Origin of the sequence: Nocardioides sp. (genome assembly GCF_030149505.1) — a bacterium.
In the GTDB taxonomy this organism is placed as follows: Bacteria; Actinomycetota; Actinomycetes; order Propionibacteriales; family Nocardioidaceae; genus Nocardioides.
Genome location: NZ_JASBRN010000083.1, coordinates 1 through 20,285 on the forward strand (window position 1 = coordinate 1; position 20,285 = coordinate 20,285).

Consider the following 20,285-nt stretch of genomic DNA (forward strand, 5'->3'; position numbering starts at 1 on the left):
ACTCTCCGTTGAAAAACAACACCACAACCACAAACGCGATCATGGAAAAAGAGATGCCTGACAGGAGACACTGACACCCAACCGATTCACACCGATCAGGCAAATTGTCAGAATCATTGTCAAAGAAACCATCAACCAACCCAAACCCGAAAGCTAAGGCCAGTCAACGGGGCATAACAAACTAATTCGTCGACTATGACACACTGTTGAGTTCTCAAGAATCAGACGCGCACCGTCCCGTTCGCTCTCGCGACCGGCGGCGGGGCAACCTGCAGAAACTTACCCGTCTGTCTCGGCCTCGTCAACTCCGGGGAGCTGCTGGGCTGTGGCAGGCTGGTGAGCCTCCGTGCTGCGGACATGACGGAGCCCCTGCTTCGAGGTGGCCCTTGGGCCTCGCTCCGAGGAGTTCCGCTTGCCGCGGCGAGAAGGAACATTACACATGCCCCGGGAGCACACAAAATCGGGGGTCACCTCACCCGCGGGGACGCCTGCGCAGGGGTGCGGCGGGGCGGTACGCCGACACCGTCGCCTCCCCTGCCAACCAGTACCGCCAGGGGTGCTCGGCCGCCTGGCGCAGCCCCACCCGTGGTCCGGTGGCCACCTGCCCGACCGGCTCCGTGGCCAGGTCCAGCCGGACCGGTCCGGCGGCCAGGTCCGCTCCCCCGTGCTCGAGACCGATGGCCAACGCACGACAGAGCCGGGCGGGTCCCCGCGCGAGGTCGCGGTCGGACGCACCAGGCCGCCGTCCGCGCGCGACGTCGAGGCCCTCCACGACCTCGCCGGCCCGGAGCAGGACCGCCGAGGCGGTGCCCGGCGTGCCGGTGACGACGTTGGCGCACACGTGCATGCCGTAGATCAGGTAGGCGTACAGGAACCCGGCCGGCCCGAACATCACGGCGTTGCGGTCGGTCCGGCCGCGGAAGGCGTGGGAGCCCGGGTCGGCCTCTCCGGCGTACGCCTCGACCTCGGTGAGGCGCACCGTCACGCCCGCGTGGGACAGGTGCGCGCCGAGCAGCCGGGGCGCCACGTCGAGCACGTCCCCGGCGAGGACCGAGAGGTCAGGCGAGCCGGCCACGCAGCTCGGCCGCGCGGGCCACCAGCTCGGCGTGCTGCTCGCGGACCCGCACCGGCGCCGTGCCGCCTCGGCCGTCGCGGGAGGCCACCGAGCCGGCGGCGGTCAGCACCTCGCGGACACCAGGGGTCAGGTGCGGGGAGATCCCGGCGAACTCCTCGTCGGTCAGCTCGTGCAGCTCGATCCCTCGCTCCTCGCACGCCCGCACGCAGGCGCCGGCCAGCTCGTGGGCGATCCGGAACGGGACGTCCTGCCGCACCAGCCACTCCGCGATGTCCGTCGCCAGGGAGAAGCCGCGGGGCGCGAGGTCGGCCATCCGGTCGGCGTGGAAGACCAGCGTCGCGACCTGACCGGTGAAGGCGGGCAGCAGCACCTCGAGGGTGTCGACGGAGTCGAACACCGGCTCCTTGTCCTCCTGGAGGTCACGATTGTAGGCGAGCGGCAGCGCCTTGAGCGTCGCCATCAGCCCAGACAGGTTGCCGATGAGGCGGCCGGCCTTGCCCCGGGCCAGCTCGGAGATGTCGGGGTTCTTCTTCTGCGGCATGATCGAGGACCCGGTCGACCACGAGTCGTGCAGCGTCACGAAGCCGAACTCGTGGGTCGCCCAGAGGATGACCTCCTCGGCGATCCGGCTGACGTCCACCCCGATCTGGGCGGCCACGAAGGCCAGCTCGGCGACGAAGTCGCGCGAGGCGGTGCCGTCGATGGAGTTGGCGGTCGAGCCGGTGAAGCCCAGCTCTGCGGCGACACCCGTCGGGTCCAGGCCGAGGGACTGGCCCGCCAGCGCCCCCGAGCCGTACGGCGAGTCGCCGGCCACCCGGGCGTCCCAGTCGGCCAGACGGTCGACGTCGCGCAGCAGCGCCCAGGCGTGCGCCATGAGGTGGTGGGACAGCAGCACCGGCTGCGCGTGCTGGAGGTGGGTGCGTCCGGGCATGATCGTCGGCCCGGTGCCCCCCGGCTCCTCCGAGCCAAGGTGCGCCTCGGCCTGGGTCGCCAGCGCCTCGACGAGGTCCAGCACCTGGCCGCCGACGATGCGCGCGTGGTCGCGCAGGAAGACCTTGAAGAGCGTGGCGATCTGGTCGTTGCGCGAGCGTCCGGCCCGCAGCCGGCCGCCGACGTCGGGGCCGACCTCCTCCAGCAGCAGCCGCTCCAGCGCCCCGTGGACGTCCTCGTCGGAGGGGTCCGGGAGCAGCTCGCCCGCGGCGTACCGCTCCCCCAGCACCGCGAGACCGCGCAGCAGCTCGGCGTGGTCGGCGTCGGAGAGCAGACCGGCGCGGTGCAGCGCGTTGGCGTGGGCCCGCGAGCCCGCGAGGTCGTAGGGCGTGAGCCGCCAGTCGAAGTGGGTCGAGCGGGACAGCGCGTCGAGCTCCGGCGAGGGACCCCCGGCGAAGCGACCGCCCCAGAGCTTGCCGGTGTTGGTGCTCTCGCCCTTTCCGGGCTCGAGCGGGTCGGCGGTGCCGGTCACTGGGGGTTCCTCTCGTCGGCGGCCAGGTCGGCCACGGCCTCGACGGCCTTGGTCATGATGTCGGGGAGGTCGGGCAGCACCGCGCGACCGTCCGCGGCGAGGTCCGCGGGACTCCACCATCCGTGGTCGAGCACGTTGTCGACCTCGAGCGGTTCGAGGTGGTCGAACACCACCTCGACGTCGTGGGCGAGCGTGATCGCGAAGAACGTCGAGTCGCCGAGGAATGCCCGGCCGTCGTAGCTGAACGGCACGACGTCGCGGTGCACGGGACCGACCAGGTCGGCGGCCCGGATGCGGATGCCGGTCTCCTCGTGCATCTCACGGACAGCGGTGTCGTGCAGGGTCTCCCCCGGGTCGACGGCACCGCCGATGGTGCCCCAGCGCGCGACGCCCGGCCGTCCGGGGTCCTGGTCGAGGAGCAGCAGCACCTCGCCGCGGGGGTTGACCGGCAGCACCCGCGCGGTGACCCGCAACGTGGGCTCACCGGGGGTGGGCGCCATCGGCTCGTCCATCAATCGGTGCCGAACTCCATGGCCGCCGCGTCCAGCGCCTCGTCGCCGGTCTGGCCGAGCTCGGCGTTCTCGGCGATCCGGCTGGCGCCGCCCGGCTCGATCTCGCCGAAGAGCGTGCCGTTCTCGACCAGGATCTGGCCCTGGTCCAGCGGCTGCCCGGCGTACATCTCGAGCTTGGCGCGCGAGTCGGCGATGTCGAGGTTGCGCATCGTGAGCTGGCCGATCCGGTCGAGCGGGCCGAAGGCGGCGTTCTCGGTGCGCTCCATCGAGAGCTTGTCGGGGTGGTAGGAGAAGTCCTTGCCGACGGTCGAGAGCACGGTGTAGTCCTCGCCGCGGCGCAGCCGCAGCGTCACCTCGCCGGTGACCAGCGAGGCGACCCAGCGCAGCAGGCCCTCGCGGATCATCAGGGCCTGCGGGTCGAGCCAGCGGCCCTCGTACAGCAGCCGGCCGAGCTTGCGGCCCTCGTTGTGGTACTGCGCGACGGTGTCCTCGTTGTGGATCGCGTTCAGCAACCGCTCGTAGGCGATCCACAGCAGCGCCATGCCCGGTGCCTCGTAGATGCCGCGCGACTTGGCCTCGATGATCCGGTTCTCGATCTGGTCCGACATGCCCAGGCCGTGGCGGCCGCCGACCGCGTTGGCCTCCATCACCAGCGCGACCGGGTCGCGGAAGGTCTCGCCGTTGATCGCGACCGGACGCCCCTGGTCGAAGCGGACCCGCACGTCCTCGGTCTCGATCTGCACCGAGGGGTCCCAGAACTTCACGCCCATGATCGGCTCGACGGTCTCCAGCGAGACGTCGAGGTGCTCCAGGGTCTTGGCCTCGTGGGTGGCGCCCCAGATGTTGGCGTCGGTGGAGTAGGCCTTCTCCTTCGAGTCGCGGTAGGGCAGGTCGTGCTCGACCAGCCACTGGCTCATCTCCGCGCGCCCGCCGAGCTCGTGCACGAACTCCGGGTCCAGCCATGGCTTGTAGATCCGCAGGTCGGGGTTGGCCAGCAGGCCGTAGCGGTAGAAGCGCTCGATGTCGTTGCCCTTGAAGGTCGAGCCGTCGCCCCAGATGTCGACGCCGTCCTCGTGCATGGCGCGCACCAGCATCGTGCCGGTGACGGCGCGCCCGAGCGGGGTGGTGTTGAAGTACGCGCGGCCGCCGGAGCGGATGTGGAAGGCACCGCACGCGATCGCGGCCAGGCCCTCCTCGACCAGCTGGCGACGGCAGTCGACGGCGCGGGCGATCTCGGCGCCGTACTGCAGGGCCCGGTCGGGGACGCCGGAGATGTCGGGCTCGTCGTACTGCCCGATGTCGGCGGTGTAGGTGCAGGGCACGGCGCCCTTGTCGCGCATCCAGGCCACCGCGACAGAGGTGTCGAGGCCGCCGGAGAACGCGATGCCCACGCGCTCGCCCTTCGGCAACGTGGTCAGGACCTTGCTCACGGGTGCTCCTCGGTGTCGGTGACGGTGCTTGTCGGGGGTGTGCTCGGGGGGATGGTGCCAGTGGTCTCGGGGGTGCCTGCGAGGGACACCAGGCCCTGGGTGGCCGGCGGGTGCTCGGCCATCGCCAGGAGGCGGTGGGCGAGGTCGTCGCCACCGACCGGGTCGCGGCCGATGACGAGCACGGTGTCGTCGCCCGCGATGGTGCCCAGCACGTCGCCGAGCTCGGCCTTGTCGAAGGCCGAGGCCAGGAACTGCGCCGCCCCCGGCGGGGTACGCAGCACGACGAGGTTGCCGCTGGCCTCGGCGCTCACCAGCAGCTCGGCCAGCAGCCGGGCCAGCCGCGCGCGACCGGTGGCGGTGTCGGCGGGTGCGAGCGGGGTGCGGTCGCCGCCCTCGGCCGGCACGGCGTAGACCAGGGTGCCGGAGGCGCCGCGGACCTTGACGGCCTCGAGCTCGACGAGGTCGCGCGAGAGCGTCGCCTGGGTGACGCGCACGCCGTTCTCGGCCAGCAGCACGGCGAGCTCGCCCTGGGAGTGGATCTCCCGGGAGCCGACCAGCTCGACGATCAGCTGGTGCCGCGCGTTCTTGGTCGTGGGGCGCAGGGCCTGCTCGCTCATCGCAGCAACGCCCCCTCCTTGGCCCGGAGCAGCCATGCCATGACGGCCTTCTGCGCGTGCCGGCGGTTCTCCGCCTCGTCCCAGACCGCGCTCTGCGGCCCCTCGAGCACCTCGGCGGAGATCTCCTTGCCTCGGTACGCCGGCAGGCAGTGCAGCACGATGGCGTCCGGCCCCGCGCAGGCGAGCAGCTCGGCGTCCAGGGACCAGGCCGCGAAGGCCGCGGCCCGCGCGGACTCCTCGCTCTCCTTGCCCATGGAGATCCAGGTGTCGGTGACGACCACGTCGGCCCCGGTGACGGCCGCGCGCGGGTCTGGCTCGGCGACGGCGGAGCCGCCGGTGCTCGCGGCGATCTCGCGGGCGCGCTCGAACATCGCCTCCGAGGGCATGAAGCCCTCCGGCGCGCTGACCCGCACGTGCATGCCGGCGGTGGTGCCGGCCAGCAGCCAGGAGTTGCCCATGTTGCAGGCGCCGTCGCCGACGAAGGCGACCGTCAGGCCGGCGAGGTCGCCCTGGTGCTCCCGGACCGTCAGCAGGTCCGCGATGAGCTGGCACGGGTGGAAGTCGTCGGTGAGCGCGTTGACCACGGGGACGCCCGCGTGCGCGGCCATCGTGTCCAGGTCGGACTGGTGGAACGTGCGCCACACGACCACCGAGACCTGGCGGCCCAGCACGCGCGCGACGTCCTCGACGGACTCGCGGACACCGATCCCGGCGAGCCTGCCCTCGACGAGCATCGGGTTGCCCCCGAGCTCGGCGATGCCGGCGCCGAAGGAGACCTGGGTGCGCAGGGTCGGCTTGTCGAAGATCATCGCGACCGACTGCGGTCCGGCCAGCGGCTTGGCGTCGTACGGCGAGCGCTTCATGGCGGCCGCGAGGTCGAGGACCTCGGCCTGCTCGGCCGGGCTCAGGTCGTCGTCGCGCAGGAAGTGGCGCAGGGTCGGGGCGGGCACCTCACACCCCCGCGGCGTCGAGGATGCCTGGCCAGGCGGCCAGGAAGGCGGCGGCGTCCTCGTCGGTGAGGACCAGCGGCGGGGCGAGCCGGATGCGACGCGGCGTGGGGGCGTTGACGATGAAGCCCGCGTCCTGGGCGGCCTCGACCACCTGGGCCGCGGTCTCGGAGACGAGGTCCAGTCCGATGAGCAGGCCCTCGCCCCGGACCTCGGTGACGCGCGGGTCGGCGGCCAGGCCGTCGCGGACCTTCTGCCCGATCACGGTGACGTGCTCGAGCAGGTGCTCGTCCTCGATCGTGCCGATGACCGCGAGCGCCGCCGCGCACGCGACGGGGTTGCCACCGAAGGTGGTGCCGTGGTTGCCCGGCTGGAGCAGGTCGGCGGCCCGGCCCAGGCCGACGACGGCGCCGATCGGGTAGCCACCGCCCAGGCCCTTGGCGAGCGTGACCACGTCCGGGACCACCTCGTGGCGCAGGTGGGCGAACCACTCGCCCGTGCGGCCGACGCCGGACTGCACCTCGTCGAGCCACAGCAGCGCACCGTGCTCGTCCGCGATCGCGCGGGCCGCGGCGAGGTAGCCGTCGGGGGCGACCACGACGCCGGCCTCGCCCTGGATCGGCTCGAGGCAGATCGCGGCGGTCTGGTCGGTGACGGCGGCGGCGAGGGCCTCGACGTCGCCGTACGGGACGAAGGTGACCTCGCCCGGAAGCGGCTCGAAGGGCTCGCGGTAGGCCGCCTTGCTGGTCAGCGCGAGCGCACCCATCGTGCGGCCGTGGAAGCCGCCCTCGGCCGCGACCACGTGGGTGCGGCCGGTGCGCCGGGTCAGCTTGAAGGCGCCCTCGTTGGCCTCGGCGCCGGAGTTGGCGAGGAAGACCTTCCCCTCGTGTCCCCCGAGCAGCGCGAGGAGCTTCTCGGCCAGCTCGACCTGCGGGCCGGTGGTGAAGAAGTTGGAGACGTGGCCGAGGGTCTGCAGCTGCTCGGTCACCGCGGCGACCAGGGCCGGGTGGGCGTGGCCGAGGGAGTTGACCGCGATGCCACCGAGCAGGTCGACGTACTCCTTGCCGTGCTCGTCCCAGACGTGGCTGCCCTCGCCCCGGACCAGCGCCAGCTTGGGCGGGCCGAAGGTGTTCATGAGCGCGTGGGTGTAGCGCTCGGTGAGCTCGCTCGTGGGGGTGCTCACTTGACCACCGCCTGCTGCCGGGCCTTGCGGACCTTGGTGTCGACGCCGGGCAGCACCTGGGTGCCGACGCCCTCGTCGGTGAAGAGCTCCAGCAGGACGGCGTGCGGCTCGCGACCGTCGACGACGGTGGCGCGCGGGACGCCCTCGGCGACCGCCTTGCGGCAGGCCTCCATCTTGGGGACCATCCCGCTGGCCAGCGTGGGCAGCAGCTCGCCCAGGGTCTCGGGGCTGATCTCGTAGATCACGTCGTCGCTGTCGGGCCAGTCGCGGTAGAGCCCCTCGACGTCGGTGAGGACCAGGAGCTTCTCGGCACCGAGCGCGACCGCCAGGGCCGCGGCCGCGGTGTCGGCGTTGACGTTGTGCACCGCACCGTGGACGTCGGGCGCGACGCTGGACACGACCGGGATGCGCCCGGCCTCGATGATGTCGAGGACCGCCTCGGGGCGTACCTTGGCGACCTCGCCGACCAGCCCGAGGTCGACCTCCTCGCCGTCGACGATGGTGTTGGTGGGCTCGGCGGTGAAGAGACCGGCGTCCTCGCCGGACATGCCGACGGCCAGGGGACCGTGGGAGTTGATCAGCCCGACCAGCTCGCGCTGGACCTGGCCGACCAGGACCATCCGGACCACGTCCATGGCCTCGGGCGTGGTGACGCGCAGCCCGCCGCGGAACTCCGACTCGATGCCGAGCTTGTCCAGCATCGTCGAGATCTGCGGGCCGCCGCCGTGGACCACGACCGGCTTGAAGCCGGCGAAGCGGAGGAAGGCGACGTCCTCGGCGAAGGCTCGCTTGAGCCCGTCGTCGGTCATGGCGTTGCCGCCGTACTTCACCACGATCACCTTGCCGTGGTAGCGCTTGAGCCAGGGAAGGGCGCCGGCGAGGACGCCGGCCTTCGTGGAGTCGGCGGGCGGGACCTCGCTGAAGACCATCGACGCGGGGTCCAGGGCGGGGTTGCTGGCGGGGATCGTCTTGTCGTCGCTCATGAGGAGTAGGCGCTGTTCTCGTGGACGTAGGCGTGGGTCAGGTCGTTGGTCCAGACGGTGGCCCGCTCGGTGCCGGCCTTGAGGTCGATGGTCACGCTCACCTCGCGCGGCTCCAGGTCGACCTTCGTCGGGTCCTCGTGGGGCGTGGACTGCCGGCAGACCCAGACCCCGTTGATCGCGACGTCGAGGTCGGCGGGGTCGAAGGCGGCGCTGGTGGTGCCGATGGAGGCGAGCACCCGGCCCCAGTTGGGGTCCTTGCCGAAGACCGCGGCCTTGAACAGGTTGCTGCGGGCCACGCTCCGCGAGACCTCGACCGCCTCCTCCTCGCTCACGGCGTTGAGGGTGGTGATGGCGATCTCGTGATCGGCGCCCTCGGCGTCCTTGAGCAGCTGCATGGCCAGGTCGGTGCAGGCCTGCGTGAGCGCGGCGGTGAAGTCCGCCAGGCTCGGGGTGATGCCGCTGGCCCCGCTCGCCATGACGGTCACGGTGTCGTTGGTCGACATGCACCCGTCGGAGTCGAGCCGGTCGAAGGAGACCCGGGTCGCGGCGCGCAGCGCGGTGTCGAGGTCGGCGGCGGGCACGACGGCGTCGGTGGTGAGGACGACCAGCATCGTGGCCAGCTGGGGGGCGAGCATGCCCGCGCCCTTGGCCATCCCGCCGATGGACCAGCCGGCGCCCTCGACGACGACCTGCTTGCTCACCGAGTCGGTGGTCATGATCGCCTCGGCGGCCTCGCCACCGCCCTCGGTGGAGAGCGCCGCGTGCGCGGCGTCGACGCCGGCGAGCAGGTCGTCGCGGTCGTTGGCCAGCCCGATCAGGCCGGTCGAGCAGACGACCACGTCGATCGCGCCGATCCCGAGGCGCTCGGCGACCCGCTCGGCCACGGCGTGGGTGGTCTGGAAGCCCTCGGCGCCGGTGTAGCAGTTGGCGCCGCCGGAGTTGAGGACCACGGCGCGGACGGTGCCGTCCTTGACGACCTCCTGGCTCCACAGGACCGGGTTGGCCTTGCAGCGGTTGGAGGTGAAGACGGTCGCGGAGTCGTACGTCGGGCCGTGGTTGACCACGAGCGCGACGTCCTTGGCCCCGGTCGACTTCAGGCCGGCGGCGACACCGGCGGCGGAGAACCCTGCGGGGGCGGTGGTGCTCACGGGGCGAGTCCGATCGTGGTCAGGCCCGTGCCCTCGTCGAGGCCGAGCGCGAGGTTCATGCACTGCACGGCGGCGCCGGCGGTGCCCTTGGCGAGGTTGTCGACGGCACCGACCGCGACCAGGCGGCGGGCCGCGTCGTCGACGGTCACCTGCACGTGGACGGCGTTGGAGCCGGTGACCGACTGGGTCTGGGGCCACAGCCCCTCGGGGAGCACGTGGACGAACTGCTCGTCGGCGTACGCCTTCTCGTAGACCTCGCGGGCCTCGGCGGCGCTCACGTCGCGAGCCAGCGGCGCCGAGCAGGTCGCGAGGATGCCGCGCGACATCGCCACGAGCAACGGGGTGAAGCTGACGCTGACGGTGCCGTCGACCAGCCCCGAGAGGTTCTGGGTGATCTCAGGCGTGTGCCGGTGGCTGCCGCCGACGCCGTACGCCGAGGCGTTGCCCATGACCTCGCTGCCGAGCAGGTGCGGCTTGGCGGCCTTGCCGGCGCCCGAGGTGCCGCTCGCGGCGACCACGACGACGTCGGGCTCGACCAGCCCGGCGGCCACGGCGGGCGCGAGGGTCAGCGTGGAGACGGTCGGGTAGCAGCCGGGGACGGCGACCCTGGTGGCCCCGCGCAGTCGGTCACGGGCGCCGGGGAGCTCGGGAAGGCCGTAGGGCCAGGTGCCGGCGTGCTCGCCGCCGTAGAAGGCGGCCCAGGCCGCGGGGTCCTGCAGGCGGAAGTCGGCGCCGCAGTCGATGACCACGGTGCCCTCCCCCAGCTCGGCCGCGACCGCACCGGACTGCCCGTGCGGGAGGGCGAGGAAGACGACGTCGTGGCCGGAGAGCACCTCGGTGGTCGTCTCCTCCAGCACCCGGTCGGCCAGCGGCACCAGGTGCGGCTGCAGGGCGCCGAGCGGCTGGCCGGCGTTGGACGCGCCCGTCAGGGCACCGATCTCGACCGCGGGATGGGCCAGCAGGTGGCGCAGCAGCTCACCTCCGGCGTACCCGCTCGCTCCGGCGACGGCGACGCGTGTGCGACTCATGTGCATGACTATACAAAGGTCTGCATGAGTATGTGAATCCGGGTCGGCCCGGCGCAGGAAAGTCGGCTGCCGGGGACCCGGCAGCGGCCTAGGTTGGCGGTCATGAGCCGCCTGCACCCTGCCGAGTACGTTGCCCACCTGCGTCGGGAGTCAACCCGTTTCCGCGACGTCCTCGCCACCACCCCGTCGGTGGCCCGGGTGCCGTCGTGCCCGGACTGGGACGCCGACGACCTGCTGTGGCACCTCGGCGAGGTCCAGTGGTTCTGGGGCGAGGTCGTCAGGTCACGCCCGGCCGGGCCGCCCGAGGAGCACCCGGCGCGACCCGCGGACCGCGAGGGGCTGCTGGCATTCTTCGACGAGGCCTCCGAGCGGCTCGCCGGGCTGCTGGGCCCGCTCCCGCCGGACGAGCCCGCGTGGTCGTGGGCCGACGAGCAGACCGTCGGGTTCACCCAGCGCCGCCAGGCGCACGAGGCGATGGTCCACCGGCTCGACGCCGAGCTGGCCGCGGGCAGCGTCACCCCGCTGCCGGCCGACCTCGCCGCGGACGGCGTCGCCGAGGTCGTGGACGTGATGAAGGGTGGGGAGCCCCCGGTGTGGGGAGCCTTCACGCCCGACGGGCACACCACCGCCCTCGAGCTCACCGACACCGGGGACCGGCTGGTGCTGCAGACCGGCCGGTTCATCGGCACCGAGCCCGAGTCGGGCACGGCCTACGACGTGCCGCACCTCGTCCGGGCCGTCGACGACGCGCCCGCTGATGCGGTCGTGCGCGGGACGGCCGCTGACGTGGACACGTGGCTCTGGCGGCGTACGGACCGGGGGCGCTTGGCCGTCAGCGGGTCGGAGGTGGCGTTCGCCGCGTTCCTGGACGCCGTGGACCAGCCGATCGACTGAGACCTGGCGACGGGTCACGCGCAACCTGGCGACGGGTCGCGGGCAGCTCAGGCGCGCTGGACGGCTCCGGTGCGCTCCGCGGCGAGAGCCACGGCCGCCTCGCGGGCGGCGGTGGTGTCCTCGTCGGTGAGCGTGCGGTCGGGGGCGCGGAAGCGCAGGGCGAAGGCCAGCGACTTGCGACCCTCCCCCAGCTGCTCGCTGCGGTAGACGTCGAAGAGCCGGATCGACTCGAGCAGGTCTCCGGCACCCTCGCGCAGGGCGGCTTCGACCGCAGCGGCCTCCACGGACTCCTCCACCACGAGGGCGACGTCCTCCTTGGCGGCCGGGAAGGTCGAGAAGGTCGGGGCGGGCCGCAGGTGCACGGCGTGCTGGATCAGCACGTCGAGGTCGACCTCGGCCGCCACCGACCGGGCCGGCAGTCCGAAGGTGGTGCAGACCCGCGGGTGCAGCTCGCCGGCGTGGCCGACGAGCGCGTCGCCGAGCCGCAGCTCTGCGCATCGGCCGGGGTGCCAGGGGGCGAGGGCCGCGGGGCGGACGTCGAGCTCCAGGCCGAGGGCGTCGGCCACCGAGCGCACCGCGTCGACGGCGTCGGACCACTCCACGGGGCGCCCGGGGCCCCACCAGCCGGCCGGGTCGGCCTCGCCGGCGGCGACCAGCCCGAGGTGCAGCGGCTGGTCGGGCAGCGCCTTGACCAGGGCGTCGAGCTCGGCGTCGGTGGGCCGGCGGTCGACCGGCAGGATCGGCGCCGCCTCGCTGGAGCGCGGCAGCGTCACGGTCGCGGTCTCGAAGACCGCCACCGAGGAGGCGCCCAGGCCCACGTTGCGTCCCGCGGTGCGCAGCAGCGCCGGGAGCAGCGTGGTGGTCATGGCCGGGGCCTCGCTGCTGAGCGGGTTCGAGAGCCGCAGCACGGTCCGGCGCGGGTCGTCGGCCTCCAGGCCGAGCGCGTCGAGGTCCGTCTCTCCCACGAAGGGGAAGTCGACGACCTCGACCCAGCCGGCACCGGCCAGGGTCCGGCCGATCCGACGCCGCAGCTGCTGGGCGCGCGTCAGGCCCCGGCCGCCGGGAGCGGCGGGCAGGACCGAGGGGATGGTGTCGTAGCCGACGAGCCGCACGACCTCCTCGACCAGGTCGTAGGGGTCGGTGACGTCGGGGCGCCACGGCGGCGGGGTCGCGGTGAGGGTGTCCCCGTCGACGCGGACCGTGCAGCCGACGGCCTCGAGGTGGCCCACGGTCGTGTCCGGGTCGATGGGCAGCCCGGACACGTTGGCCGGCAGGTCGAGCGCCATGGTGACCGTCGGCATCGCCGGAGCCTCCCCCACGACGGTCACGCCGGGCTCGGCGCTCGCGCCGCCGTACGTCGTCAGGAGCTCGACCACGCGGTCGGCCGCGGCCTCGCAGATCGTGGGGTCGACGCCGCGCTCGTTGCGCTTGCCGGCCTCGGAGGTGATCTTGTGGCGGCGGCCCGTGCGGAACATCGAGACCGCGTCCCAGTGGGCCGACTCCACGAGCACGCGCGTGGTGCTCCCCGAGATCTCGGTGGACTCACCACCCATGACGCCGCCGAGGCCGATCGGCCCGGAGTCGTCGCAGACCACGAGGTCCTCGGCGGTGAGCGTGCGCCGGGTGCCGTCGAGGGTGGTGAGCTGCTCGCCCTCGCTCGCGCGGCGGACCACGATCGCGCCCTGCACCTTGTCGGCGTCGTAGCCGTGGATCGGGCGGCCGGTCTCGAGCATGACGTAGTTGGTGACGTCGACGGCCAGGGAGATCGGCCGCATGCCGGCGGCGGTGATCCGCTGGGCGATGAAGTCGGGGGTGGGTGCGGCGGAGTCGAAGCCGCTCACGGTGCGGGCGACGAAGACCGGGCAGCCGGTGGTGTCCTCGAGCCGCACGGGGTGGCCCTGGTCGTCGGCCAGCGGGGTGTCGCGGAGGGCGGGGTCGCGGAACCCGGTGGCGCCCGGGACCGACACGGCGACCTCGCGGGCGATGCCGCGGATCGACAGCGCGTAGGCACGGTCGGGGTTGACCTCGAGCTCGATGACCTCCTCGTCGAGGCCGAGGATGCCGCGGACGTCCTGGCCGGGCTCACCGGCGTCGGCGGGCAGGACGATGATGCCGTCGTGGTCCTCGCCCAGGCCGAGCTCGCGGGCCGAGCAGATCATCCCGGCGGAGACGTGGCCGTAGGTCTTGCGGGCGCTGATCTCGAAGCCCCCGGGCAGCACGCCGCCCGGAAGCACCACGACGACCAGGTCGCCGGGCTCGAAGTTGTGGGCACCGCAGACGATGCCCTGCGGCTCGCCGGTGCCGTTGGCATCGCCGACGTCGACGGTGCACCAGTTGATGGTCTTGCCGTTCTTCTGCGGCTCGGGCTCCTTGGTGAGCACCCGGCCGACCACGAGGGGGCCGCTGATGTCGGCGCCGGCCGACTCGACCGCCTCGAGCTTGAGCCCGGTGAGGGTCAGGCGGGCGGTGAGCTCGTCGGTGGAGGTGCCCTCCGGCACGTCGACGTGCTCGAGGATCCAGGACTTGGGGGCCTTCATGTCTGCTCGTTCCTCAGATCTCGGTGCCGAAGGCGGCGCTGAACCGGACGTCGCCCTCGAAGAGCGGGCGGAGGTCCTCCAGGTTGTGGCGGAACATGAAGCTGCGGTCGATGCCCATGCCGAAGGCGAAGCCGGAGTAGCGCTCGGGGTCCACGCCGCACGCGACCAGCACGCGCGGGTTGACCACACCGCAGCCGCCCCACTCGATCCAGCCCTCGCCGCGACAGGTGCGGCAGGACTCCGCGTCGACGCCGCGGCAGACGAAGCAGCGCACGTCGACCTCGGCCGAGGGCTCGGTGAAGGGGAAGTACGACGGGCGGAACCGCGTGTCGATGCCGTCTCCGAACAGCTGTGAGGCGAGGTGGTCCAGCGAGCCCTTGAGGTGCGCCATGGTGATGCCCTCGTCGACGACCAGGCCCTCGACCTGGTGGAACATCGGGGAGTGCGTGGCGTCGTACTCGTCGGTGCGGAAGACCCGACCGGGGCAGGCGACGTAGATCGGGGGCGTGCGGGTGAGCATGGTGCGCGCCTGCACGGGGCTGGTCTGGGTGCGCAGCACGACGTGCCGGTCGGCGGGCTCGGTCCAGAAGGTGTCCTGCATGGTGCGCGCCGGGTGGTCGGGCCCCAGGTTGAGGGCGTCGAAGTTGAGCCACTCGGCCTCCACGACAGGGCCCTCGGCGATCTCCCAGCCCATCGCGACGAAGATGTCGGCGATCAGCTCGGACTGCAGGGTGATCGGGTGCCGGCCGCCGCGACGGCGGCGGTCGGTGGGCAGCGTGACGTCGACGGTCTCCTCGACCAGCATCCGCTCCTCGTGCTCGGCCTCGAGCACCTCCTGGCGGGCGGCGAGCGCCTGGTTGACCGCGCCGCGGGCCTGACCGATCCGCTGGCCGGCCTCCTTGCGGGCCTGCGGCGGCAGGGCGCCGATCTCCCGGTTGGCCAGGGCCAGCGGGGAGCGGTCGCCGGTGTGGGCGATCCGGACCTGCTTGAGCGCCTCGAGGTCGGCGGCCGCCGCGATGGCGGCGATCGCCTCGTCGCGGGCCGCGGCCACGTGCTCGGCCTGCAGCGGGGTGACCTCGACGGGGTCGTACTCGGAGTTCGGACCGGACATGGGGCGCAGTCTAGGAAGCGCGGCTCCACCCCGACGAACCGGCACACGTCGCGGGCTCAGCGCCGGCGGTGGTCCTCCACCGGCCAGCGCACGAGGATGCGCGCCCCGCCGCCCGGAGCGTCGTCGATGACGACGTCGCCACCGTGCGCGCGGGTCAGCCCCCCGACGATGTAGAGCCCGAGCCCGGAGCCGCCGCGCGCCCCGTGCTTCCAGAACTTCGTGAACACCTGGCGGCGCAGCTCCTCGGGGATGCCGGGGCCCTGGTCGTCGACGGTGATCCGCACCGACTCCGGGACCTCGGGGTGCTCGGGCCGGCCCGCCCGGGCCGCGAGGTGCTCCACGGTGACCCGGACGGTGCCCTCGCCGTGCCGCAGCCCGTTCTCCACCAGGTTGGTCACGACCTGGGTGAGCTTGTCGGGGTCGGCGGAGACCTTCGGCAGGTCGGATCGCAGGTCGAGCTCCACCGGGCGGGCGGTCCCGGCACTGATCGACTCCACGACCCGGCCCACGACCGTGGCGACGTCGGTCGGGCGCGGGTGCAGCTGCAGGCGACCGGTGTCGATCCGGGCCACGTCGAGCAGCTCGGCGATCAGGCGGCTCAGCCGGTCGGAGTCGGCGTGGACCGTGGTGAGCATCAGCTTCTTCTGCTCGTCGCTGAGCTTGTCCCAGCGGTTGAGCATCGCCTGCACGAAGCCCTTGACGCCGGTCAGCGGAGAGCGGAGCTCGTGGGCGACGGTGGCGACGAGGTCGGAGCGGTCGCGGTCGAGCCGGGCCCGGCCGCGACCCGAGCGCAGGCTGACCGCCACCCGCTCCACGGGTCGGCCGCGGCCGGCACGGTGCAGCCGGGCGGTGACCAGGACCTCGCTGCCGTCCGGCAGCCGCCACGACTGCTCGGGCACGCCGGTGCGGGTGCTGATGCCCGCGAACGGGCAGTGGACGTCGTACCAGGTCTGGCCGTCGGTGTCGCGCAGCGCGAGGACCTCGCGCAACGGGCGGCCGACGGCGCCGGCACCGCCGTCGGGGCCCAGGCCGAGCATCCGGGCGGCGGTGGACGAGACCAGCTCGACCCGCTCGTCTGGCCCGGCCAGCAGGACCCCGTCGGGGAGGGCGTCCACCACGTCCTGCGCGCTCGGCTCCACGCGGCCACCCTAGGGCGTCAGGCCCGGTGGACCCGGGCGGAGGCGTAGAGGCAGAGCGCGGCGGCGGTGGAGAGGTTGAGCGACTCCGCGCGACCGTGGATCGGGATGGCGACGCGGTGGTCGGCGAGGGCCGCCAAGTCCTCCGGCAGGCCCCAGGCCTCGTTGCCGAGCAGCCAGGCGGTGGGCGCGGCGAGGACGTCGTCCATCGCGAAGAGGTCGCGCTCCCCTGCGCCGTCGGCGGCCAGCACGCTCAGGCCGGCCGCTCGCGCGGCGTGCACGGCCGTGACGGGGTCGGGCTCGAGCGCCACCGGGAGGTGGAAGGCCGAGCCGACGCTGGCGCGCAGCGTCTTGGGGTTGTAGAGGTCCACCGAGCTGCCCGCGAACACCACCGCGTCGGCGCCGGCGGCGTCGGCGCAGCGCACGACGGTGCCGGCGTTGCCGGGGTCGCGCACGTCGGCGCAGATCGCCACCAGCCGGGCACCGGCCAGGGCGTCGGCGAGCGGCACGTCGACGAACCGGCACAGGGCCACCACGCCGGCCGGGCTCACCGAGTCGCTGAGGGCGGCCAGGGCACGGTCCTCGACCAGGGTCAGGCGGACGTCGACGGGCAGCTCGGGCACCAGCCCGAGCGCGTCGGGGCGGACGAAGACCTCCTCGACGCAGCCGGCGGCGAGGGCACCCTCGACGGCCTTCGGGCCGTCAGCGAGGAACAGCCGCCGCTCGGAGCGTTCCGAGCGGCGGCTGAGCCGGCGTATGTGCTTGAGCCGGGCGTTGGACGCGGCGAGCGGGGTCTGGTCACCCGCCCGCTGCTGGCCCACCGGCTCGGTCAGGCCGAGACCTTGGGCGCGTTGACGTCCTCGGGCAGCGCGGCCTTGGCGGTCTCGACGAGCGCGTTGAACGCGGCGATGTCGTTGACGGCCAGGTCGGCGAGGATCTTGCGGTCGACCTCGACGCCGGCCAGGTTCAGGCCCTGGATGAAGCGGTTGTAGGTCATGCCCTGCGCACGCGCGGCGGCGTTGATGCGCTGGATCCACAGACGACGGAAGTTGCCCTTGTTCTTGCGGCGGTCGTTGTAGCTGTAGACCAGGGAGTGGGTGACCTGCTCCTTGGCCTTGCGGTAGAGGCGCGAGCGCTGGCCGCGGTAACCGCTGGCGCGCTCGAGGGTGGTACGACGCTTCTTCTGGGCGTTCACTGCGCGCTTGACGCGTGCCATGTCTGTTGCTCCTTGCTTGCGGACGTTCTCAGGGGGCCGGGGGCCCGGGACCTGGGGCGGTACCCCAGTGGGGGCGTACGGGGGCGGAGCCCCCGTGGGATCAGCGGCCCAGCAGCTTCTTGGCGCGCGGGACGTCGGCGGTGGCGACCTCGGCGGTGCCGGAGAGGCGGCGCGTCACCCGGGAGGACTTCTTCTCCAGGTTGTGGCGCATGCCCGCCTTCTGGCGGCGGATCTTGCCGGAGCCGGTCACCCGGAACCGCTTGGAGGCGCCGGAGTGCGACTTGTTCTTGGGCATCGTTGTCTCTTCCTAGTTGCGGTGGTCTCGCCACGCCCGCCCGCGAGGGCGGACAGGGGATCAGGGGTTCAGGCCTCGATCTCGGGATCGAGGTTCTCGGAGCGGCCACGCTCCTTGGCCACGCCGGTGCGGCCGGCGTTGGCGGCGGTGCGCTCGGCCTTCTCCTCCGCCTCGAGCTCGGCCTTCTCGGCGGCGGCGATGTTCTTGGCGGCCTTGATCTCGGCCTTCGCCTCGGCCTTCTTCTTGTGCGGGCCGAGCACCATGATCATGTTGCGGCCGTCCTGCTTGGGCGCGGACTCCACGAAGCCCAGCTCGGTGACGTCCTCGGCCAGGCGCTGGAGCAGGCGGAAGCCCAGCTCGGGCCGGTGCTGCTCGCGACCACGGAACATGATCGTGATCTTGACCTTGTCGCCCGCCTTGAGGAACCGCACGACGTGACCCTTCTTGGTCTCGTAGTCGTGGGCGTCGATCTTGGGCCGGAGCTTCATCTCCTTGATGATGACGTTGGTCTGGTTCCGGCGCGCCTCGCGGGCCTTCTGGGCGTTCTCGTACTTGAACTTCCCGTAGTCCATGAGCTTGCAGACCGGGGGGTGCGCCATCGGGGCGATCTCGACGAGGTCGAGGTCGGCCTCCTGCGCGAGGCGCAGCGCGTCGCCCGTCGGCACGATGCCGACGGTCTCTCCGTTGGGACCGACGAGTCGGACCTCGGAAACCCGGATCCGGTCGTTGATACGAAGCTCAGTGCTGATGTGTCCTCCTGGGGCTTGATGGACAAGCGGAACCCAGTCATGACACGCGCGCTCTCCGTGGACAGGCCCCGGAGAGAGGGTGCACCTGCGAGGGCACGAGGCTCTCGCGGACCGGACCCGACGACCTGGATGTGGCTGGTGCTGCGGTGGTGCTGCAGCGGCGGTCGGTGCGGGTGGGAGACATGTCGTTCTGGTCCCCGCTTGTGGATCGACTCCGCGCTCCCGGTCACCCGGGCACGTGGAACAGATCGGTCAACAGCAGATACTAGGCGCTTGTTCCCGGCTCGGACCAATCCGCGTCCTTGACCCAGCCGACCTGGCCGCCCACGCGCGCGAGCCGCCAGCCCCGGGCCAGCCCCTCGAGGTCCACGCCCTCCACGACCAGCCGGGTCGGGCCGGCGACGTCGACCAGCAGCGCGGCGGCGCCCTCCTGGATCGCGGCCTGCGCGGCGAGCTGTGCCCGCACGGGCACCGGCCGCGCCTGCGGGTCCCAGGCCTGCATGGCCGCGGTGTGGGTGAAGGCGAGCAGCGCGTTGCGACCGTCACGGCCGGTGAGCAGGACCGCCGCCATGTCGCTGGACTTGTCGCGGGCCAGCCCGTCCTCCCCGACCTCGGCCTCCCCGAGCACGGCGACCACCGGGACCAGGAGGCGGGCGCCCAGGAGGGCCTCGAGGCAGGCGGGCAGCAGCGCCCGCCGCTCCCGGGCGTCGGCTGCGGCGTCGTACGCCGTCAGCGCGGCGCGCAGCCGCGGGTCGTCGTCACCGGTGTCGTCGGGGAACTCGGAGCCCAGCAGGCTCCGCCCCTCGGGGCTGCTCACGGCTCCATCCTGCCCTCTCACCGCTGTGGCAGTCTGGAGGGGTGGACGACGCCGCCTGGACCGCCCTCGCCCTGACCCTCACGACCGTCGGAGCCGCCGCGACCTGGCTGCTCTGGCGCCGGCGCGGCCTGGTCCCCGGGCTGCGGGCCGCCGCGATCACCCTCCTGGTGCCGGCCGCGTGGCTCACGGACACGCTGCGGATGTTCACCCGGATCGGCGACGCGGTGGCCGACTGGGCCCTGGGTCTCGTCTTCTCCCCCGTCGTGTGGACGGGCGTGGCGCTCGCCGGCGTCTCGGTGGTGCTGTTGGTGGTCACCGGCATGCTGGCCCGCCGGGGTGTCGGCGCTCGAGCAGGGAGCGAGGTGGAGCCGGGGCGCTCCGCACCGGCCGCGGGTCCTGCCGGTCGGGGGGCCCCCGCCATCGACGACGACCTCGCCGACATCGAGGCGCTGCTGCGCAGCAAGGGCATCTCCTGACCGCCGCTCCCCCGCCCGGCGACCCGGCGGGGACGGTGCCCGGCGCGCCTCGCGCCGCGGAGCAGGTGCTCGACCTGGCGCTGTCACGACCCGCGACGCTGGGCGCCGGTCGGCTGGTGCTCGTCGACGGGCCGTCGGGCGCGGGCAAGACGACCCTGGCAGCGGCGGTCGCCGCGGCGGCTGCCGTGCGGGGCGTCGCGTCGCAGGTGGTGCACCTCGACGCGATGTACGACGGGTGGGAGGGGCTCCCCGGGATCGGCTGCCAGCTCCTCGCCCTGCTGGCTCCGCTCGCCGAGGGGCGCGCCGGCACCTACCGGCGCTACGACTGGGTGGCCGGTCGCTACGCCGGGACCGAGACCGTGGAGCCGGTGGACCTGCTGGTCGTGGAGGGCGTCGGGGCGGCGGCCGGCGCGGTCGCGCACCTCGGCACCGCGCTGGTCTGGGTCGACGCCCCGCGCGAGCTGCGGCGACGGCGCGGAGTCCAGCGCGACGGCCCGTCCTACGAGGCGGTGTGGGAGCGCTGGGAGGCGAGCGAGGCGGAGACCTTCGCCCGGGACCGCGGCCGTGAGCGGGCGGACCTCGTCGTCGACGGGACCGCCTCGCGCTGACCCGCGCTGTCGGACCGGTGCCGACTCACGCTCGAACCGGTGCCGACTCACGCTCGAACGG

At 73.0% G+C, this 20,285-nt stretch carries 21 protein-coding genes; 3 read left to right on the forward strand and 18 right to left on the reverse strand.

All coding sequences use genetic code 11. From position 1 onward, the window contains the following. Window positions 1–472 precede the first annotated feature (472 nt). Genes Q1V71_RS19255 through argC form a run of 10 tightly spaced genes read right to left on the reverse strand, consistent with a single transcriptional unit; the run spans window position 473 to window position 10,391 of the window. Window positions 473–1,075, reverse strand: a complete 603-nt coding sequence (locus tag Q1V71_RS19255) for a DNA-3-methyladenine glycosylase (protein ID WP_300645964.1) — start codon at window positions 1,073–1,075, stop codon at window positions 473–475. Next, the gene (gene argH / locus Q1V71_RS19260) at window positions 1,059–2,537 is read right to left on the reverse strand and encodes an argininosuccinate lyase (protein ID WP_300645966.1); all 1,479 of its coding nucleotides are present in this window, start codon (window positions 2,535–2,537) and stop codon (window positions 1,059–1,061) included. Before argH ends, Q1V71_RS19255 begins: the two co-directional genes overlap by 17 nt. After that, entirely contained in the window at window positions 2,534–3,049 is a 516-nt protein-coding gene (locus tag Q1V71_RS19265) for an NUDIX domain-containing protein (protein WP_300645967.1), read from the reverse strand. The genes argH and Q1V71_RS19265 overlap by 4 nt, the downstream gene beginning before the upstream one ends. Further along, window positions 3,049–4,479, reverse strand: a complete 1,431-nt coding sequence (argG, locus tag Q1V71_RS19270; RefSeq protein ID WP_300645968.1) for an argininosuccinate synthase — start codon at window positions 4,477–4,479, stop codon at window positions 3,049–3,051. Before argG ends, Q1V71_RS19265 begins: the two co-directional genes overlap by 1 nt. Then, window positions 4,476–5,096 (reverse strand): arginine repressor, encoded by a 621-nt coding sequence (locus Q1V71_RS19275; protein ID WP_300645969.1) that lies wholly within the window; start codon window positions 5,094–5,096, stop codon window positions 4,476–4,478. Before Q1V71_RS19275 ends, argG begins: the two co-directional genes overlap by 4 nt. Next, window positions 5,093–6,046 (reverse strand): ornithine carbamoyltransferase, encoded by a 954-nt coding sequence (gene argF, locus Q1V71_RS19280; RefSeq protein ID WP_300645971.1) that lies wholly within the window; start codon window positions 6,044–6,046, stop codon window positions 5,093–5,095. Before argF ends, Q1V71_RS19275 begins: the two co-directional genes overlap by 4 nt. Before the next feature lies 1 nt (window position 6,047). Next, a complete protein-coding gene (locus tag Q1V71_RS19285; protein WP_300645973.1) occupies window positions 6,048–7,226 on the reverse strand; it encodes an acetylornithine transaminase in 1,179 nt (392 codons plus the stop codon). Next, window positions 7,223–8,155 carry an acetylglutamate kinase gene (argB, locus tag Q1V71_RS19290; RefSeq protein WP_300646019.1) on the reverse strand — a complete coding sequence of 311 codons (933 nt, stop codon included), beginning with the start codon at window positions 8,153–8,155 and terminating at the stop codon, window positions 7,223–7,225. Before argB ends, Q1V71_RS19285 begins: the two co-directional genes overlap by 4 nt. A 50-nt stretch (window positions 8,156–8,205) precedes the next feature. Next, a complete protein-coding gene (gene argJ, locus Q1V71_RS19295) occupies window positions 8,206–9,357 on the reverse strand; it encodes a bifunctional glutamate N-acetyltransferase/amino-acid acetyltransferase ArgJ (RefSeq protein ID WP_300645975.1) in 1,152 nt (383 codons plus the stop codon). After that, on the reverse strand, window positions 9,354–10,391 hold the full coding sequence (gene argC, locus Q1V71_RS19300; protein WP_300645977.1) for an N-acetyl-gamma-glutamyl-phosphate reductase: 1,038 nt from the start codon (window positions 10,389–10,391) through the stop codon (window positions 9,354–9,356). Before argC ends, argJ begins: the two co-directional genes overlap by 4 nt. A 96-nt stretch (window positions 10,392–10,487) precedes the next feature. Here argC and Q1V71_RS19305 point away from each other — a divergent pair, with 96 nt between their 5' ends. Continuing rightward, the gene (locus tag Q1V71_RS19305) at window positions 10,488–11,279 is read left to right on the forward strand and encodes a maleylpyruvate isomerase N-terminal domain-containing protein (RefSeq protein WP_300645978.1); all 792 of its coding nucleotides are present in this window, start codon (window positions 10,488–10,490) and stop codon (window positions 11,277–11,279) included. Between the two features lie 47 nt (window positions 11,280–11,326). Here Q1V71_RS19305 and pheT read toward each other — a convergent pair whose 3' ends face one another. The 8 genes from pheT to Q1V71_RS19345 all read right to left on the reverse strand — a co-directional run bounded on the left by pheT (window position 11,327) and on the right by Q1V71_RS19345 (window position 19,140). Continuing rightward, window positions 11,327–13,816, reverse strand: a complete 2,490-nt coding sequence (gene pheT / locus Q1V71_RS19310) for a phenylalanine--tRNA ligase subunit beta (RefSeq protein ID WP_300645979.1) — start codon at window positions 13,814–13,816, stop codon at window positions 11,327–11,329. Window positions 13,817–13,829: 13 nt separating this feature from the next. Further along, window positions 13,830–14,927: a phenylalanine--tRNA ligase subunit alpha gene (gene pheS / locus Q1V71_RS19315; protein ID WP_300645982.1), complete on the reverse strand. Its 1,098-nt coding sequence runs from the start codon at window positions 14,925–14,927 to the stop codon at window positions 13,830–13,832. Between the two features lie 56 nt (window positions 14,928–14,983). After that, window positions 14,984–16,066 carry a PAS domain-containing sensor histidine kinase gene (locus Q1V71_RS19320; RefSeq protein WP_300645983.1) on the reverse strand — a complete coding sequence of 361 codons (1,083 nt, stop codon included), beginning with the start codon at window positions 16,064–16,066 and terminating at the stop codon, window positions 14,984–14,986. A gap of 17 nt (window positions 16,067–16,083) precedes the next feature. Next, window positions 16,084–16,884: an RNA methyltransferase gene (locus Q1V71_RS19325; protein WP_300645984.1), complete on the reverse strand. Its 801-nt coding sequence runs from the start codon at window positions 16,882–16,884 to the stop codon at window positions 16,084–16,086. 8 nt (window positions 16,885–16,892) lie between these two features. Next, window positions 16,893–17,279, reverse strand: a complete 387-nt coding sequence (gene rplT / locus Q1V71_RS19330; protein WP_300645985.1) for a 50S ribosomal protein L20 — start codon at window positions 17,277–17,279, stop codon at window positions 16,893–16,895. A 100-nt stretch (window positions 17,280–17,379) separates the two neighbouring features. Then, the gene (rpmI, locus tag Q1V71_RS19335; protein WP_300645987.1) at window positions 17,380–17,574 is read right to left on the reverse strand and encodes a 50S ribosomal protein L35; all 195 of its coding nucleotides are present in this window, start codon (window positions 17,572–17,574) and stop codon (window positions 17,380–17,382) included. Window positions 17,575–17,642: 68 nt separating this feature from the next. Beyond that, window positions 17,643–18,323, reverse strand: a complete 681-nt coding sequence (gene infC / locus Q1V71_RS19340; protein ID WP_300646021.1) for a translation initiation factor IF-3 — start codon at window positions 18,321–18,323, stop codon at window positions 17,643–17,645. A gap of 265 nt (window positions 18,324–18,588) precedes the next feature. After that, entirely contained in the window at window positions 18,589–19,140 is a 552-nt protein-coding gene (locus Q1V71_RS19345; protein WP_300645988.1) for an SseB family protein, read from the reverse strand. A gap of 41 nt (window positions 19,141–19,181) precedes the next feature. Between Q1V71_RS19345 and Q1V71_RS19350 the strand changes: the two genes are divergently transcribed. Both Q1V71_RS19350 and Q1V71_RS19355 read left to right on the forward strand, forming a co-directional pair. Further along, window positions 19,182–19,616, forward strand: a complete 435-nt coding sequence (locus Q1V71_RS19350) for a hypothetical protein (protein ID WP_300645990.1) — start codon at window positions 19,182–19,184, stop codon at window positions 19,614–19,616. Window positions 19,617–19,651: 35 nt separating this feature from the next. Continuing rightward, the gene (locus tag Q1V71_RS19355; protein WP_300645992.1) at window positions 19,652–20,224 is read left to right on the forward strand and encodes a 4-amino-4-deoxy-L-arabinose transferase; all 573 of its coding nucleotides are present in this window, start codon (window positions 19,652–19,654) and stop codon (window positions 20,222–20,224) included. Window positions 20,225–20,285 lie beyond the last annotated feature (61 nt).